Origin of the sequence: Phreatobacter sp. (assembly GCF_030691135.1) — a bacterium.
Lineage (GTDB): Bacteria > Pseudomonadota > Alphaproteobacteria > Rhizobiales > Phreatobacteraceae > Phreatobacter.
Window position 1 is genome coordinate 1 of the sequence record NZ_JAUYFA010000073.1, and the last position, 15,484, is coordinate 15,484.

Consider the following 15,484-nt stretch of genomic DNA (forward strand, 5'->3'; position numbering starts at 1 on the left):
CGGGGCAAGCGGCGGGAGGGATCGGCGCTGTTGCTTTTCAGTGCTGAAACGGTGGCGGCGGCGCGGGCCCTCCGGCTGAAACGGCGGAGCGGCACAAGGCGCCGACACGACGGCGAGGCCACCGCCCGCAACCCGGAGATATGACCATGACCACCCTCATGCTGCGCCAGGCCAACCGCCGCCGGATGCTCGCCGGCCTCGCCGCCGGCGCGACCGTGGCCGCGCTCGCCGCCGCCGGCGCCCTGGCACAGGCGGCGCCCGAGGCCGGCATCACGTTGTTCAACGTCGTCAGCCCGCGCGACACGGTGGTGGTCGGGCTCACGGCGTCTGAGATGGCGGCGCTCGGTTCCGGCAACCCGGTCGAAGCGCTCGCCCGCAAGATCGCCGCTGAAGGCCAGATGACGGTCTGGCACTATGGCGTCCGGCGCGGTGACGGCGGCGCGCTGGTGATGGCGCCGACCGTCAAGGTGGCGCTGATGGCCGCCGGCATTGTGCGGATCGAGCCCTACCGCCCGGCCCATCCGGTGGTCGCACCGCGGGCCTGAGGCGGCGTCCAGGCCTCGGATTGCTCCTGACCTGTTGATGGGCCTCGAACCCTACCGGTCGGCGACCTGGAAGCCTTCCCAGTAGGGGTCGCGGTCGTCGACGAAGATCGTGTTGATGCCGGTGACGCGGGCCCAGCCCTCGATGGAGGGGATGATGGCGGCGAGGCCGCCGACCGTCGAGCGCCCCTCGATGCGGCCGGTGAATTTCGAGCCGATGATCGACTCGTGCACGAAGGCATCGCCCTCGCTCAGCCGGCCGGTGGCGGCGAGTTGGGCCATGCGGGCCGAGGTGCCGGTGCCGCAGGGCGAACGGTCGATGGCCTTGTCGCCGTAGAAGACGGCGTTGCGGGCGGTGCCGCCGTTACGCGGCGCGCCGGTCCACAGCACATGGGTCAGGCGGTCCAGCGCCGGGTTCTCCGGATGGACGATGGCATGGCGGGCGTTGAAGGTCTTGCGGAGCAGCGCCGAGAACCGCAGCACGTCGGAGGGCTGCAGGTCGTCGAGGTCGCCGTAGCCTGGCTGCGGCTCGACGATGGCGTAGAAGTTGCCGCCATAGGCGACGTCGACGGTGAGCGGACCGAGGCCCTCGACGTCGACCTCGTAGCCGCGCCCGAGCAGGAACGAGGGCACATTGGTGAGGCGGACGCTCTCGACATAGGGGCCGTTCTGCACGTAGCGCGCCTCGACGAGGCCGGCCGGCGTGTCGAGCATCAGGACGCCCGGCGTCTTCGGCGTGACGAGGCCGTGCTCGATGATGGTCGTCACCGTGCCGATCGTGCCGTGGCCGCACATCGGCAGGCAGCCCGAGGTCTCGATGAAGAGGATGCCGACGTCGCAATCGGCGCGGGTCGGCGGATAGAGGATGCAGCCCGACATCATGTCGTGGCCCCGCGGTTCGAACATCAGGCTGGTGCGGATCCAGTCGTGGCGGGCGAGGAAGTCCTGGCGCCGGTCGAACATGGTGGCGCCGGCGAGTTGCGGGATCGAGCCGCCTGTGACGACGCGGACAGGATTGCCGCAGGTGTGGCCGTCGATGCAGGTGAAGGTGAAGCGGGACATGGCGCGGTTCCGGAAGGCGTGAGCCCTGCCGGTATGCGGCGCGGCGCGCGGCGGCGCAATGGCTCTCAGGACGGGGTGGACTGCCGCTGCGGGTCGAGGGCGAGGCCAGCATCCGCGAGCGGTGCGAGGGGTGGCGCCGGGCTCGCGGCGTCCTCCGCCATGACGACCCGGCAGGAGCCGCGATCCTTGGCGACATAGAGGGCCGCATCCGCGGCGGCGAGCAGGTTGCGGGCGTCGCCGCCGTGGTCGGGCGCCAGGGCGATGCCGATGCTGACGCCGATTGTGCAGGCCCGTCCGCCGACCTCGTAGGTGCGCGAGATGGTCTCGGCCAGGTGCCGGCCGAAGGCCAGGGCCCCGGCGCGGTCGAGGCCGTCGGCGAGGACGACGAACTCGTCGCCACCGAGCCGCGCCGTGATGTCGTCCGCCCGCACGGCGGCAGTGAGATCCTCGGCGACGAGCTGCAGCAGGCCGTCGCCGGTGGCGTGACCGAACTGGTCGTTGACGCGCTTGAAGCCGTCGAGATCGAGGAAGAAAAGGGCGAGCCCTCCCGGGGGGGCGCTGGCGAGGCGCTGGCCGAGCCGCGTCACGAAATGGGCGCGGTTGGAGAGGCCGGTGAGGTCGTCATGGCAGGCGCGGTGACGGTTATCCTGTTCGGCGACCATGGCCGAGACGAACATGGCGTTCATCTGGAAGGCCGCGAGAGACATGCTGACCAGGAAAAGCGGCACCAGCAGCGCGACGCCGATCATTGCCGGCTCGCCCGTCAGGACGGTCGCGAAGGTCATCGGCAGCAGGGACAGGATGATCATCGCCGAGGCGAGCCGCGGGGCGGCGAAGTTGCGGAAGCAGATGCCACCGACCATGGCGGCGGCCGGGACGCAGGCGACGGTGGCGATCATCCAGTCTCCCGACAGGATGGCGAGGAAACAGCCGAAACCGAGATTGGCGCTCCAGGCCAGCGCCATGAGGATATGGAGGTTGGTGCAGGTCTTTTCGCCGCGTCGCGCCGCGAGCCGACCATGGGTCAGCACGGCAAGACGGCCGATGCTGATCACCGCTTCCACCGTCAGCCACACGATGAACCACAGGCTGGGCTTGAAGGCGACGACGGTGAGCGGGCCGACGATGGTGGCGATCAGGCCGCCGAAGAAGACCGGCAGGCTGCCGAAGAGTTCGGCGATCAGACGCTGCCGGATGGCGTCGGGCGTGCCGGCGGGCGGCTCGGCCAGCCAGCGGGGCAGGCGCCAGGTCGGTGCTGAATAGATGGCCTTGCCGGTCTGCATTCGCGCTGCTCCGCCTGGTTCGCGGTGACTGATGCCCGAGTGGTCTCAACGTACCGTAAATTGCGCCAAGTAAGCCGCAACGATGCTTTATCCCCGCACCGGCTTCCGTTGGCCGATGGCGGTCTCCTGTTGCCGGTTTCGCCTATCCGGCGTCGGCCAGCCTTTGATCGCGCGGGTCCGATCCGGCCCGCCGCATGGCCTCCCAGAGTGTCTGGGCGTTGCCGTCGACCTCGCTGGCGAGGGCGACGGCGGCCTTGCCTCGGGCCTTGGCGACATAGAGGGCCGTATCGGCGCGGGCCATCAGCGTGTCCCAGTCGCGGCCGTCCTGCGTCGCGATAGCGATGCCGATGCTGACGCCGATGCGGGCGGTGTGGCCGTCGGCCAGCAGATAGGGCGCCGAGATCGCGGCGAGGGCGTCCCGGCCGAGGGCGAGCGCCTCCGTATCACCGCCGGCAGCGGCGAGGATGACGAATTCGTCGCCGCCGAGCCGCCCGGCCATGTCGCCCGGCGCGAGAACGGTTCGCATGCGCTCGGCCACCACGGCCAGAATCCGATCGCCGATGAGGTGGCCGTGGGTGTCGTTGATCGCCTTGAAGCCGTCGAGGTCGAGATAGAGCAGCGCAAAGGGCTTGCCCTCCGGTGCGCCCGCGGCGAGGCGCGTCTCGAATTCTCGGATCAGGCCGGCGCGGTTGGCGAGGCCGGTCAGGGCGTCGACCCTGGTGCGCTGCAGGTTTTCGCGCTCGGCCATCATGGTTGCGACCAGCATGCGGTGGAGCTGGAAGGCGGCCATGCTCATGGCGAGGAGGAGGGCCGGCGCCTGGACTGCCGAGATGAGCAGGATCGTGTTGCCGGACAACAGCGCGCCCACCGTGGCGGGCAGCAGCGCACCGGCGATGACCGCGGTGGCGAGGCGGGGCGCGCCGACATAGCGGAAGCACATGCCGCCGGTCATGCCGGCGGCGGAGATGCAGACGACGATGGCGGTGGGCCAGTCGCCGGTCATGAGGATGAGGCCGGCGCCGAGGCCGGTGGTGAAGCCCCAGGCGACGGCGAGGAGGATGGTGAGGTCGGTGAAGGTCCGGCCGCCGCGCCGCACCGCGCGCAGGGCGTGGATCATCACGGCGAGCCGGCTGAGGGAGACGGTGATCTCCAGGCAGCACCAGGCGATCAGCAGGGGCGAGGGGTGCCAGATCACCACCAGGACGGCGATGGCCATGGTGTTGACCATGCCGCCCAGGAATATCGGCAGGGTGCCGAAGAGCTGGGCGATCAGTGCGGCGCGCACGTCATCCGGCACGCGCTGACTGGTCGTCGCCAGCCAGCGCGTCAGCCTCCATCGCGGAGCACTGAAACCGTGCGTCTCGTTAACCATGCCTGCCTCGGATAGAGGCCCATGAAGGCATGGTGCAACCCAAGAATGCGTTAACGGAATATTACACGCGAATTCCGTTATTTGGCGCGACCGCGGGTCAGGCGGCGGCCTTCAGCCCGACATCCGGCAGCTTGGGCTGGGTGGCGAGGGCCTTGGCCATCATCGCCTCGACGTCCGCCTTCTCGTGCGGCAACAGGGCGAGGCGCGGCGGACGGGTCAGCGCGGTGCCGCGGCCCATGATGTTCTCGCACAGCTTGATGCACTGGACGAGATCTGGGCGGGCATCGAGGTGCAGCAGGGGCATGAACCACTCGTAGAGCGGCATGGCCTCGGCGTAGCGGCCGGCCCGGGCCAGGCGGAACAGGGTCTCGCCCTCGCGCGGGAAGGCGTTGGACATGCCGGACACCCAGCCGACCGCGCCCATGGCGACGCTCTCGACGATGACGTCGTCGAGGCCGGCGAAGAGCACGAAGCGGTCACCGACCATGTTGCGTGTGTCGATGAAGCGGCGGGTGTCGCCAGAGGAGTCCTTGAAGCAGACGACGGTCTCGACATCGGCGAGCGAGACGAGAATGTCCGGCGTGACGTCGTTCTTGTAGATGGGCGGGTTGTTGTAGAGCATCACCGGCAGGTCGGTGGCGGTGGCGACCGTGCGGAAATGCTGGGCGGTCTCGTGCGGCTTGGACGAATAGACCAGGGCCGGCATGACCATGATGCCGTCGATGCCGATGCGGGCAGCTTCCTTCGCCGTCTCGACCGCGAAGGCGGTGGTGAACTCGGCGATGCCGCAGAGCACCGGCACGCGGCCGGCGGCGACGGACTTGGCCGCCTCCATGACGGCGATCTTCTCATGGCGGGCCAATGAGGTGTTCTCGCCGACCGAGCCGCAGACGATGAGGCCGGAGACGCCGTCGCGGATCAGGTTGTCCATCACCTTGGCGGTGGCGTCGATGTCGAGCGAGAGATCGTCGTGGAACTGGGTGGTGACGGCCGGGAAGACGCCTTCCCAGGAAATGCGCGGTGCCATGGGGTTTTCTCCGATGAAATGGTCGTTGCGCGGCGGCTGAGGGGGCGCCGCGGGCGGGGATGGGGTTGAAGGACTGCGCCCGCTATCGTCATCCCCGGGCTTGTCCCGGGGATCCATGACTTCAGGTGTCAGCGCTTCGGCAAGCCGTGGATGCCCGGGACAGACCCGGGCATGACGAAGCTGGCAGCGATCTCAGAGCGAAGCGCCGGCCTGGCGCAGTTCGGCGAGGATCGGCGCCTTGGGAAGCCAGATCTTGTCGAATTCGGCGACGACCGCCGCGGCCTCGCGCGGATCGGCGTTGCGGAAGGGGATGCCGGTCGCCTTGAACTGCTCGACCAGCTTCGGCTCGTTGCCGGCGAGCTCGTCGATCTGGATGTCGAGGGCGCCCTTGACGGTCTTGGTGATGAGCTCGCGGTCGGCGGCGGAGATCGTCTGCCAGACGCGGCCCGAGACGAGGGCGATGACCGGCATGAAGACGGCATTCATCTGCAGGATCGACTTCGACACCCGGTCGAAGCGCTGGTTCCAGGAGAATTCGAGGTCGGCCTCGAGGCCGTCGACCTGGCCGTTGGTCATGGCGTCGAAGACCTGCGGCGTCGGGATCGGCGTCGGTGCGGCGCCGAGCAACTGGTAGAAGTCACGGAAGACCGGCGTCGGGTTGATGCGCAGCTTCATGCCGCGGATATCGGCGACCTTGGAGACGTCCCTGGAGGCGAAGACGGCGCGCATGCCGGTGATGCCCCAGGCGAGGCCGATCGTGCCGGTCTCGCGCGGCAGCACGTCGAACAGTTTGGCCGCCACCGGGTGGCGGACCAGCTTGGCGATCTTCGGGGTGGAATCGACCACATAGGGCGCGGTGATGGCGGCGATGGTGGGCACGCGGGAGCCGAGCTCGGCGGCCATGATCCAGCCCATGTCGAGGGCGCCCGACTGCATCTGCTGCAGCATCGCGGCCTCGTTGCCGAGCTGGCCGGAATGGAAGACCGTCAACGTCAGGCGGCCGTTGGTTGCGGCCTTCAGGTCCTCGCCGACCTTGAGGGCGGCGCGGTTCCAGGGATGGCCGGCGGGGGTGAGGATGCCGAGACGGAACTCCTTCGCCTGGGCGAGGGCGAGCGAGGGGGCGGCGAGCGGCAGGCTGGCGCCGGCGGCGATGAGATGGCGGCGGGAGAGGGTCATGGGCATGCTCCTTTGGGGTTCGAGGACGGCATTCACTTGAGGAGGGCGAGGGACAGGAAGGGATAGATCGACAGCAGCACCAGGAGGATGCAGGCGACGCCGAAGAACGGGAGGGTGACGAGGAACATCTTCCCCGGCTTGGCGCCGGTGACCGCGGCGGCGACGAAGAAACACAGGCCGACCGGCGGCGAGAGCAGGCCGAGGACGAGGTTGATGACCACGACGACGCCGAAATGGCGGGGGTCGATGCCGTAGACCTCGGTGGCGATGGGCAGCAGGATCGGCACCGTCATGATCAGGCCGGGGATGCCGTCGATCACCGTGCCGATGACCAAAAGGATGACGTTGGTCAGGAGCATGAAGGTGATGGGATCCTTGGCGACCGTCTGGATCCAGGCGGCGGTCTCCTGCGGCACCTTCCCGTAGATGAGGATCCACGAGAAGACGGCGGCGGCGGCGACCAGGAACAGCACGACGGCGGAATAGACGCCGGCGCGCAGCATCATCTCCGGCAGGCGGGAGAAGGCGAACTGGCGCGTCCAGAAGCGGCCGACCAGGGCCGCGGCGACGGCGCCGATGGCCGCCGATTCGGTGGCGTTGGCGAGGCCGCCGAGGATCGAGCCGACGATGATGACGGGGATCGACAGGGTGGGCAGCGCGGCGAGGATCGTGCGGAGGCGCTGGCGGCCCGACTGCTTCTCCGCCCGGGGATAATTGTAGACATAGCCCATCAGGGCGATGACGACGAAGAACAGCGCCGTAAGGATGAGGCCGGGCAGGATGCCGGCGATCAGCATGTCCGAGACCGAGACCTGCGCCAGCACCGAGTAGACGACGAACATCACCGAGGGCGGGATGATCGGGCCGAGCATGCCGCCATAGGCGGTGAGACCGGCGGCGAAGGTCTTGTCATAGCCCTGCTTCTCCATTTCCGGGACCATGATCTGCGACATGATCGCGACCTGTGCCGTGGCCGAGCCGAGGATGGAGGCGACGAACATGTTGGCGAGGATGTTGACGTAGGCGAGGCCGCCGCGCACCGAGCCGATGAAGGCCATGGCGAGATCGACGATGCGCCGGGTGATGCCGCCGCCGTTCATGATCTCACCGATGAGGATGAAGAGCGGGATGGCGATCAGGCCGTAGCTGTCGACGCCGCCGAACATCTGCAGCGGATAGCTCTGGAAAAGGAGCGGATTGCCGGAGGCCATGATGAAGACGATGCCGGCGATGCACAGGCACAGCCCGATCGGCACGCCGACCAGCATGACGACGAGAAAGGCGGCCGAGGTGATCATCAGTTCACCCCGTCAATGTCGGAGAGGACGAAGCCCCGGATCGGCGCCGGCGGCACCAGGCCGATATCCTCGACCAGGTTGGCGAGGCCATGGACGGTCATGGACACGGCGAATATCGGCAGGATCATGTAGAGCACCCAGGTCGGCCAGTTCAGCGTCTGGGTGCGCTCGGTGTAGAGGAAGTTGAAGGTCTCGCCGGCGAAGGCGCGGGCATCGAAGCCGGCGGCGGCGATGCCGGGCGGGTCCATCCACAGCCAGCACATGGCCGCGAGCGCGACGCCGAAGGTGACGACCATGCCGGTTGCGATGACCTTGGCCACCTTGCGCCAGCGCTCCGACAGGCGCTCCGTCAGCATCGAGACCGCGAAGTCGAGCCTGAGCCGCGTCATCGCCGAGGCGCCGATGAAGGTCAGCCAGACGACCGAGTAGACCGACGATTCGTCGATCCAGTAGATCGGAACACCGCTGTAGCGGGTGACGACGTTGAGGAGGATGAGCCCGGCCAGCAGGCCCATGAAGCCCATGATGGCCAGCCGCTCGATCGCGAGCAGGCCGGCCGACAGGGACTGCAGGGCCCGGGCCGGCGCAAAGGCCTGCTCGGAGGGAATGGCCTGGTTCGTCACCGGTTGGACTCCCGAGGTGCTTTTGCTCTGGAATTGTGCCACGGTAGATTTTATACAATCGATGAGTCAATGCCTTTCCGGCTACTTATTCTCCCGGTCCGGTTCCAGCCGGCGTCGATCCTGCTCGTGCGTGTCGACGGATGGGCAAAGCCGGCAATTCGTGGTCGGATGGAAACATTTGGAGCATTCCCGGGAGTCGCATGACCGTACCGCTCAAGCATCGCACCCTCTCTGCAGCCATCGTCGACCGCCTGCGTCAGGCGATCCTCGCCGGCACCTATCCCGCCGGCACGCAGCTGCGTCAGGATGCTATGGCGGAGACCTATGGCGTCAGCCGCATTCCCGTCCGCGAAGCGCTGTTCCAGCTCGAGGCGGAAGGCTTCGTGCGCATCGTTCCGCACAAGGGCGCGATCGTCTCGGAACTGTCGCTGGACGAGATCAACGACGTCTTCGATCTGCGCTGTCTGCTCGAGCCGCGGTTGCTCTCGCAATCGGTGCCGCGATTCGCCGAGGCCGATTTCGCCGCGCTCGACGCCATCCAGGTGCGTTTCGAGACGGCGATCGCGGCGGGGGATGTGGCCCAATGGGGCGTCATCAACGCCGAGTTCCACATGGCGCTCTACACCAGGGCGCGGCAGCCGCGCACCCAGTCGATCGTCGCCGCGCTGCTGCAGACGAGCGACCGCTACACCCGCCTGCAGCTGTCCAGCACGGCGGCCATGGGGATCGCCGAGCAGGAACATGCCGAGCTCATCCGGCAATGCCGGGCGGGGCGTTTCGATGAGGCCTCCGGCTACCTCGTCGGCCACATCGAGGCGGTGCGGGCCGACCTCCTGCGGGTCGTGGCCCGGTCGGGTGCGGCGGGTGGCGAGACGAATTCCCGGTCGGTGGCACTGGAATAGCTGCCAAGCGTCAACCATATGTCACGATGAGATGGTTTGACGTTGACGTTCGGTGAAGCTTTATGTACCCGAATGCAGTCGCGACGAGGCCTCCGGAAACCCGGTGCGCGCCTCCCGCCTGCGACGTCCCCGAACCGCATCTGAACCTGACTGAACGAACCAAGGATCACTGCCCTTTGTCCATCCATACCCAGAACGGCCTGTCCGAACGCCTTGAGACTGCCCAGAAGGCTAAGCAGGCATTGTTGGAGAAGTTCCGTTCGCGACCGGGTCCGGATGATCCGGACTTCCAGAAGCGCCAGGCCGAGCGCCGCGTCATCGCCGAGGCCCGCGCCAAGCGGGAAGAGGCGAAGGAAGCCATCCGTCGCGCCGAGGCCGAGCGTTTCGCCGCCGAAGAACTCGCCCGCAAGGAAGCCGAGCGCGTCGCTGCCGAAGAGGCCGAGTTGAAGCGTCTCGAAGAAGAAGAGGCCCGCGCCAAGGCGCGTCCGAAGCAGATTTACCGCGAAATCGCCGCCTATGCCGAAGCCCGCGCCAAGGCGGCGTCGCGCAGCGGTCGCCGTTGAGCCACTGACCCCCGGAACGACGAGCCGAGGGCCGCCCGCGAGGCGGCCCTTTGCTTTTTAAGCCGGCTTTCCTGAGGCCCCGCTTTCTTGCGGCAGTTGGGCCCGGCAGCATGGTCGCCGGCACATATGCCCGCCGGGCAGTCCCGTACCGGCGACGATTTGCCATCTGGAACTCTTCGCCGTCCTGTCCGTTGTTCCGTCCGCGTCCGGCAGCGACGCGCGATCCCGGGGACATCTCATCATGGCCGAGAGCGGCATTTTCGGCTTCGGCGCGAAACCGTCGGTCGCCGTGCTGGCCAACAAGCGCTCGGGCCTCGGCGGACGCGGCGGCCAGGCCGTCGATACGATCGTCACGGCGATCTCTGCCTATGGCGTCTATCCGCGTCTGTTCATGGCAGGCCGCGGCCACCTGGCCGAGGCGATCGCGGCCTGCAAGGCGCATGACCCCGACGTCGTCGTGGTGCTCGGCGGCGACGGGACGATCCTCGCCGCCGCGGAAGCCTTCGCGGGTACCCATACGGCTCTCGCCATCATTCCGCAGGGGACGGTCAACCAGCTCGCCCGCGACCTCCTGATCCCCCTCGACCCGGCCCTCGCCATCGCCGCACTGGTGAAGGGGGCGCAGCGCGCCATCGATGTCGGCACCGTCAACGACAGGGCCTTCCTGTGCACCAGCGTCATCGGCCCGCTGGCCAAGCTGCAGCGCTACCGTGAGGAGGCCCGTGGGCGGATGCTGGCGACCATGGTGTCGTTCCTGCGCACCGGCATGAAGGCGATGACGCTGCGGCCGGCCTCGCTGGCGATCCGCGACGACCGCAGCGCCTGGACGGAGGAGACGCGCGGCGTCATCGTCTCGGTCAATCCGCTCGCCGAGATCGTCTCGCGCGTGCCGTTCCGAACGACGCTGGATTCGGGGCTTCTGGCGGTCTATGCAGCGCGGGAGCGGGGTTACCTGACGCTGTTCAAGCTGGCCGCCGCGATCTTCGCCGGGCGGGCGCGGATCGATCCCGACATCGCATTCCGCGAGACGCCCGTGCTGACCATCGACGCCCAGCGCGAATGGCTTACCATCCTGAACGACGGCGAGATCCGCCGGCTCAGGACGCCGCTGCACTTCGCGGTGAAGCCCGGCGCCCTCAGGGTCATCGTGCCGCAACCGCCGACCCCGGCGCCATGATGCTCTCTATGACGCTCTCGCCATGACGGTGGTCGCCCATATTTCCGACATCCATTTCGGGCGCGAGGTGCCCGAGATCGTGACGGCGCTCCTCGCCGACCTCGCGGCGGCGTCTCCCGACGTCGTGGTGATCAGCGGCGATCTCACCCAGCTCGGGAGCCATGGCGAGTTCACCGCCGCCCGCGCTTTCCTCGACCGCATCGCGGCACCCTATGTGGTGGTGCCCGGCAACCACGACATCGCAGCCTTTCCGCTGTGGGAGCTGTTCTTCGCGCCGTTCACGCGGTGGCGGCGCTACATCACCCAGGGGCTGGCGCCGGAATGGTCCAACGCCGCCGTGCTGGTGAAGGGTGTCAACAGCGCGCGTCCCTTCGGCCCCTATCTCAACTGGTCGCGCGGACGGATCGCCCCGGCGCAGATCGCGGCGGTGGCGACCGCCGAGCGCGACCCGCGCGTCCTCGTGGTCACCGCCCATCATCCCGTCGCCTATGGGGATGATACGGGCCACGACTACGATCTGGTGACGCGGGGTGACGCCTTGCTGGCGACGCTGGCGAAGCGCTCGCGCAGCCTCATACTTCTCGGCCACCGGCACCGCAGCCATGCCAGCCTGTGGAGTCCCGCCGCCGGCGAGCGGACGGCAGCCACCGGCGCGGCCATGGCCCGGGACGACGTGCTCATCGTTCATGCGGGGACGGCGACCTCCGACCGGCTGCGCGGCCAGGTCAACAGCTGGAACCTCATCACCCTCGCCGGGGAGGGGGTGGAGATCGAGATGCGCCAGTATGCGTCGGGCAGCTGGGCCACAGCCTCGCGCCTCGAGCTGTTCTGGTCCGGCCTCTGAGCCCGGCCGCTCAGCGCACCAGGATGTTGCCGGTCACCGTCTTGATGTCGCGCAGGCCGCAGAGCGCCATGGTGATGTCGAGCTCCTTGCGGATGATCTCGATGGCGGCGGTGACCCCCTCCTCGCCCTTGGCGCCGAGGCCATAGAGGAAGGCGCGGCCGATATAGGTGCCCTTCGCCCCCAGCGCGATGGCCTTGAGCACGTCCTGGCCGGAGCGGATGCCGCCGTCCATATGGACCTCGATCTTCGAGCCTACCGCCGAGACGATGCCGGGCAGGGCCTCGATGGAGGACATGGCGCCGTCGAGCTGGCGGCCGCCATGGTTGGAGACGATGAGCGCGTCGGCGCCCGAGCCGAGGGCGAGTTCGGCATCCTCGGCGTCGAGAATGCCCTTCAGGATCAGCTTGCCGCCCCAGCGGTCCTTGATCCACTTCACGTCGTCCCAGCTGAGCGCCGGATCGAACTGCTGCGAGGTCCAGGAGGAGAGCGACGACATGTCGTCGACGCCCTTGGCGTGGCCGACGATGTTGCCGAAGGTGCGCCGCCTGGTGCCCAGCATCCCCAGGCACCAGCGCAGCTTGGTGGAGAGGTTGATCAGGTTCGTCAGCGTCGGCTTCGGCGGGGCGGACAGGCCGTTCTTGATGTCCTTGTGGCGCTGGCCGAGGATCTGCAGGTCGAGGGTGAGGACGAGCGCCGAGCAGCCCGCCTTCTTCGCCCGGTCGATGAGGTTGGCGGCGAATTCCCGGTCGCGCATCACGTAGAGCTGGAACCAGAACGGTTTGCCTGTGGCTTCCGCGATGTCCTCCATCGAGCAGATGCTCATGGTCGACAGCGTGAAGGGGATGCCGGCCTTGACGGCGGCGCGGGCGGCGAGGATCTCGCCGTCGGCGTGCTGCATGCCGGTGAGGCCGGTGGGCGCGAGCGCCATGGGCATGGAAACCGGCTCGCCGATCATCTCGGTGGCGAGCGTGCGGTCGCGCATGTCGACCGCGACGCGCTGGCGCAGCTTGATCTTCGCGAAGTCCGAAGTGTTGGACCGGTAGGTGCTCTCCGTCCAGGAGCCGGAATCGGCATAGTCATAGAACATGCGCGGGACGCGGCGCTTGGCGAGGATGCGGAGATCTTCGATGCTGGTGACGACTGACATCCGAGCCTTCTTTGGGGATCTGGCGATGCGGGACGGAAACGGTCCGTCTCAAGTCTAGCACCGGTCTTCAGCCGCGACCAGACACAGGGCGGCACGGCATCTCAGCCGTTGCAGCGCTTCAGCCCGGGATCTTGCGTCGGAAGCCCGTCGAGACCGCTGCGGATGAGGGCGGAGTTGCGGTAGCGCCGGTCATAGGTCACCTCGCGGCCGACCCAGTCCGGCAGGGTGACGACCTCTTCGGCGCTCTCCAGCTCGATCTCGGCGATGACGAGGCCGGCCAGCGCGCCCTCAAAGGCATCGACCTGCCAGAGCTTGCCCGCGTGGACGATCTCGTGGCGCTTCTTGACGATGGGCGGCTCGGGGCAGAGGCGCAGCATCGCCTCGGCATCGGCGAGCGGGACGGCATATTCGAACTCGTCGCGGACGAGGCCGTCGGCCTCGCCCTTGATCGTGAGGGTCGCGGCGCCGTCCTGGATGCGGATGCGGACGGAGGCGGGGATGGTCGCGAGATAGCCCTGGGCGATGGCCCGGACGCAGGGCGCGGCTTTCCAGCCGTCCCCGACGACGAGGAACTTGCGTTCGATTTCGATGGCCATGCCGCCTCCTGCGCACCCCTCGAAGGCGGCATAAGGCCCGAGGACCTGCTTGCAACGCAATGCCGACGTGAGGCTTTGCGGCGGCCTCGCCGCGCCGGCGTGTCCGGCAGGGGCCCGACGCTCGTCTCCGGGTCCTCACCATTTCCTCCCCCGCGGGCTGGGGGAGGGGTACGGCAGCTGCGCTTCCGACCCTGGCGTGGTGTCCGGCATCACCGGTGAAACTGCCTCTCGCTCGGACCTCCGGATCACGGCGGCCGCCGCTGCACCGCTGCCCCCCGGCCGGTGGGCTTGCCAAGCGCGCGGCCCGGCGGCGGAGTGTCGGCGGGGAGACATGCCATGAACACGACGACGGAGCGGCCGCTGGCCGGCAAGGTGGCGCTGGTGACGGGGGCGGGCCGCGGCCTCGGCCGGGCCTTCGCCGAGAAGCTGGCGGCCATGGGCGCCGCTGTCGCGATCCATGGCATGCGGGAGACCGGTCCGGCCGAATATGGCGAGGGCACCACGCTGACCGCCGTGGCCGGTGAGGTGGCGGCGGCCCATGGCGTCCGGACGCTGCGGGTGCTCGGCGACCTGACCCGCGCCGGCGAGATCGACCGCGTCGTCGCCGAGACCGAAGCGGGCCTCGGCCCCATCGCCATCCTCGTCCACAATGCCGGCGGCGACATCGCGGCGCGCGGCGGCAAGCCCGACCCGAACGATGCCGTGGGCATCGCGGAAGAGGATGTGCGCGCCGTGCTGGAGCGCAACCTTCTCTCCACCATCCTCACCTGCCAGGCGGTGGCCAGGGGCATGATGGCGCGGCGCGCGGGCCGTATCGTCACCCTCGGCTCGGTCGCCGCCTTCAAGGGCCGCACCAACGGCGCCATCTACGCAACAGCCAAGGCCGGCGTGACGCATTATACCCGCTGCCTCGCCGACCAGCTCCGCCCCTATGACGTGTCGGTCAACTGCATCGCGCCGGGTGACACCCGGACCGGCCGCTTCCTCGGCACGCGCGCCGTCGATCCGGCGCGGCTGGCGGAGGCGGGCACGCTCGACCGCATCGCCACGGTGGACGAGGTGGCGCGGGTGGTGGAGATTTTCGCCGGACCGCTGGGCGCCTTCGTCTCCGGTCAGGTGCTGCGGGTGGATGGCGGCGGCCAGTGCTGGCCGGCGTGACGGGGACGACAGCGATGCAGGACGCGACCATGACGCCCGACCAATTGCCGCGCGTGACCTATTCCAACATCGCGGAGGATTTCTCCGGCGTGCACGCCCATCTCGACCGGGTGATCCCGGAGGTTGCCGCGCAGATGCTCGGCCGCGAGCAGGCCAACTGGATCGCTGGCCGGGACGATCGCAGCGGCACGGCCTTCACCGCCGTCTCGCCCATCGACCGCAGGCTCGCGCTCGGCACGTTCTTCGCGGCAGGGCCGGAGGCAGTGGACCGGGCGGTGACGGCGGCCCGTGCCGCCCGCGAGGGCTGGCGCCATTGCGGCTGGGAGCGGCGCGCCGCTCTCTGTCACCGCGTCGCCGATGCGATGACCGCCCGTCGCTTCGCCATGGCCGCGGCCTGTCTCATCGAGGTCGGCAAGTCGCGCATGGAGGCGCTGGGCGAGGTGGAGGAGGCCATCGACCTCGTCCGCTTCTATGCCGACGAGCTCATCGCCAACGAAGGTTTCGAACGTGACCTCAGGCGCGCCCATCCGCGCGAGGAGACGCGCGACGTGCTCAGGCCCTTCGGGGTCTTCGGCGTCATCGCGCCGTTCAACTTCCCCGTGGCGCTCGCCATCGGCATGTCGGTCTCGGCCCTGCTGGCCGGCAATACGGTGGTGTTCAAGCCGAGCCCGATGGCCGGGCTCACCGGACGCCTCCTCGCCGACTGCATCGCCG

The 15,484-nt window shown here is 68.7% G+C and carries 16 protein-coding genes; 7 read left to right on the top strand and 9 right to left on the bottom strand.

The window, feature by feature from the left end:
* Nucleotides 1–146: 146 nt before the first annotated feature.
* Entirely contained in the window at nt 147–545 is a 399-nt protein-coding gene (locus Q8O26_RS13035) for a hypothetical protein (protein ID WP_305576257.1), read from the top strand.
* A 51-nt stretch (nt 546–596) separates the two neighbouring features.
* On the opposite strand, the gene Q8O26_RS13040 is transcribed toward Q8O26_RS13035, so the two are convergent.
* From Q8O26_RS13040 to Q8O26_RS13070, 7 genes are all read right to left on the bottom strand, one after another.
* Nucleotides 597–1,604 carry a 4-hydroxyproline epimerase gene (locus tag Q8O26_RS13040; protein ID WP_305576259.1) on the bottom strand — a complete coding sequence of 336 codons (1,008 nt, stop codon included), beginning with the start codon at nt 1,602–1,604 and terminating at the stop codon, nt 597–599.
* A gap of 65 nt (nt 1,605–1,669) precedes the next feature.
* Complete coding sequence (locus Q8O26_RS13045; RefSeq protein ID WP_305576261.1) at nt 1,670–2,887, bottom strand: GGDEF domain-containing protein; 1,218 nt, start codon at nt 2,885–2,887, stop codon at nt 1,670–1,672.
* Nucleotides 2,888–3,029: 142 nt separating this feature from the next.
* The gene (locus Q8O26_RS13050; protein WP_305576264.1) at nt 3,030–4,259 is read right to left on the bottom strand and encodes a diguanylate cyclase; all 1,230 of its coding nucleotides are present in this window, start codon (nt 4,257–4,259) and stop codon (nt 3,030–3,032) included.
* A gap of 97 nt (nt 4,260–4,356) precedes the next feature.
* Nucleotides 4,357–5,286, bottom strand: coding sequence for a dihydrodipicolinate synthase family protein (locus Q8O26_RS13055; RefSeq protein ID WP_305576266.1), 930 nt, complete (start codon nt 5,284–5,286; stop codon nt 4,357–4,359).
* A 192-nt stretch (nt 5,287–5,478) separates the two neighbouring features.
* A complete protein-coding gene (locus Q8O26_RS13060) occupies nt 5,479–6,462 on the bottom strand; it encodes a TRAP transporter substrate-binding protein (RefSeq protein WP_305576268.1) in 984 nt (327 codons plus the stop codon).
* A gap of 32 nt (nt 6,463–6,494) precedes the next feature.
* A complete protein-coding gene (locus tag Q8O26_RS13065) occupies nt 6,495–7,760 on the bottom strand; it encodes a TRAP transporter large permease (protein WP_305576270.1) in 1,266 nt (421 codons plus the stop codon).
* A complete protein-coding gene (locus Q8O26_RS13070; protein ID WP_305576287.1) occupies nt 7,760–8,368 on the bottom strand; it encodes a TRAP transporter small permease in 609 nt (202 codons plus the stop codon). Before Q8O26_RS13070 ends, Q8O26_RS13065 begins: the two co-directional genes overlap by 1 nt.
* A 215-nt stretch (nt 8,369–8,583) precedes the next feature.
* Here Q8O26_RS13070 and Q8O26_RS13075 point away from each other — a divergent pair, with 215 nt between their 5' ends.
* The 4 genes from Q8O26_RS13075 (at nt 8,584) to Q8O26_RS13090 (ending at nt 11,869) form a co-directional block, all read left to right on the top strand.
* Entirely contained in the window at nt 8,584–9,285 is a 702-nt protein-coding gene (locus tag Q8O26_RS13075; RefSeq protein ID WP_305576272.1) for a GntR family transcriptional regulator, read from the top strand.
* A 176-nt stretch (nt 9,286–9,461) separates the two neighbouring features.
* A complete protein-coding gene (locus tag Q8O26_RS13080; protein WP_305576274.1) occupies nt 9,462–9,848 on the top strand; it encodes a DUF6481 family protein in 387 nt (128 codons plus the stop codon).
* 241 nt (nt 9,849–10,089) lie between these two features.
* Complete coding sequence (locus tag Q8O26_RS13085; protein ID WP_305576276.1) at nt 10,090–11,025, top strand: diacylglycerol kinase family protein; 936 nt, start codon at nt 10,090–10,092, stop codon at nt 11,023–11,025.
* Nucleotides 11,026–11,047: 22 nt separating this feature from the next.
* Complete coding sequence (locus Q8O26_RS13090) at nt 11,048–11,869, top strand: metallophosphoesterase (protein WP_305576278.1); 822 nt, start codon at nt 11,048–11,050, stop codon at nt 11,867–11,869.
* 10 nt (nt 11,870–11,879) lie between these two features.
* Here the strand turns inward: Q8O26_RS13090 and Q8O26_RS13095 are convergent, their stop codons facing one another.
* The gene (locus Q8O26_RS13095) at nt 11,880–13,016 is read right to left on the bottom strand and encodes an alpha-hydroxy acid oxidase (RefSeq protein ID WP_305576280.1); all 1,137 of its coding nucleotides are present in this window, start codon (nt 13,014–13,016) and stop codon (nt 11,880–11,882) included.
* Between the two features lie 101 nt (nt 13,017–13,117).
* Nucleotides 13,118–13,612, bottom strand: a complete 495-nt coding sequence (locus Q8O26_RS13100; protein WP_305576282.1) for a CYTH domain-containing protein — start codon at nt 13,610–13,612, stop codon at nt 13,118–13,120.
* A 336-nt stretch (nt 13,613–13,948) separates the two neighbouring features.
* On the opposite strand from Q8O26_RS13100, the gene Q8O26_RS13105 reads away from it, so the two are divergent.
* Both Q8O26_RS13105 and Q8O26_RS13110 read left to right on the top strand, forming a co-directional pair.
* Nucleotides 13,949–14,770 (top strand): SDR family NAD(P)-dependent oxidoreductase, encoded by an 822-nt coding sequence (locus Q8O26_RS13105; protein ID WP_305576284.1) that lies wholly within the window; start codon nt 13,949–13,951, stop codon nt 14,768–14,770.
* A 29-nt stretch (nt 14,771–14,799) separates the two neighbouring features.
* Nucleotides 14,800–15,484 (top strand): aldehyde dehydrogenase family protein (locus Q8O26_RS13110; protein WP_305576286.1); only part of this gene is annotated, 685 nt, incomplete at its 3' end.

Excerpts from the sequence above, each read along its gene's own strand:
- Q8O26_RS13035 (WP_305576257.1), top strand. The coding sequence starts at position 147 with ATGACCACCCTCATGCTGCGCCAGGCCAACCGCCGCCGGATGCTCGCC.
- Q8O26_RS13040 (WP_305576259.1), bottom strand. The coding sequence starts at position 1,604 with ATGTCCCGCTTCACCTTCACCTGCATCGACGGCCACACCTGCGGCAAT.
- Q8O26_RS13045 (WP_305576261.1), bottom strand. The coding sequence starts at position 2,887 with ATGCAGACCGGCAAGGCCATCTATTCAGCACCGACCTGGCGCCTGCCC.
- Q8O26_RS13050 (WP_305576264.1), bottom strand. The coding sequence starts at position 4,259 with ATGGTTAACGAGACGCACGGTTTCAGTGCTCCGCGATGGAGGCTGACG.
- Q8O26_RS13055 (WP_305576266.1), bottom strand. The coding sequence starts at position 5,286 with ATGGCACCGCGCATTTCCTGGGAAGGCGTCTTCCCGGCCGTCACCACC.
- Q8O26_RS13060 (WP_305576268.1), bottom strand. The coding sequence starts at position 6,462 with ATGACCCTCTCCCGCCGCCATCTCATCGCCGCCGGCGCCAGCCTGCCG.
- Q8O26_RS13065 (WP_305576270.1), bottom strand. The coding sequence starts at position 7,760 with ATGATCACCTCGGCCGCCTTTCTCGTCGTCATGCTGGTCGGCGTGCCG.
- Q8O26_RS13075 (WP_305576272.1), top strand. The coding sequence starts at position 8,584 with ATGACCGTACCGCTCAAGCATCGCACCCTCTCTGCAGCCATCGTCGAC.
- Q8O26_RS13085 (WP_305576276.1), top strand. The coding sequence starts at position 10,090 with ATGGCCGAGAGCGGCATTTTCGGCTTCGGCGCGAAACCGTCGGTCGCC.
- Q8O26_RS13090 (WP_305576278.1), top strand. The coding sequence starts at position 11,048 with ATGACGGTGGTCGCCCATATTTCCGACATCCATTTCGGGCGCGAGGTG.
- Q8O26_RS13095 (WP_305576280.1), bottom strand. The coding sequence starts at position 13,016 with ATGTCAGTCGTCACCAGCATCGAAGATCTCCGCATCCTCGCCAAGCGC.
- Q8O26_RS13100 (WP_305576282.1), bottom strand. The coding sequence starts at position 13,612 with ATGGCCATCGAAATCGAACGCAAGTTCCTCGTCGTCGGGGACGGCTGG.
- Q8O26_RS13105 (WP_305576284.1), top strand. The coding sequence starts at position 13,949 with ATGAACACGACGACGGAGCGGCCGCTGGCCGGCAAGGTGGCGCTGGTG.